The following is a 256-nucleotide window of genomic DNA, read 5'->3' on the forward strand; positions in this document are numbered from 1 at the left end:
CGGATGCTTCAGCCCCGCTGCGATGGCGGTGATGGAGAGCGACGAGGTGTTCGACGCCAGGATGGCGTCGGGCGCTACGATCTCGTCCAGTGCGGCGAACACCTGCCGCTTCACCTCCAGCTTCTCGACGATGGCCTCCACCACCAGCCCCGCGCCCGCAAGGGCGTCGAGGGACGGGGCGACCGTGATCCGGGCCGCCAGCGCGTCGCGCTCCTCCGCCGGCAGCTTGCCCTTCGCGACCAGCTTGTCGAGGCCG

At 71.1% G+C, this 256-nt stretch carries 1 protein-coding gene; it reads right to left on the reverse strand.

The annotated features are described in order from the left end of the window. Window positions 1-256: 3-hydroxyacyl-CoA dehydrogenase NAD-binding domain-containing protein (locus V5F48_RS25175; protein ID WP_394260674.1), on the reverse strand; the 256-nt coding region annotated here is incomplete at both ends.

The organism is Xanthobacter autotrophicus ATCC 700552 (assembly GCF_043194565.1).
Taxonomy (GTDB): domain Bacteria; phylum Pseudomonadota; class Alphaproteobacteria; order Rhizobiales; family Xanthobacteraceae; genus Xanthobacter; species Xanthobacter autotrophicus_F.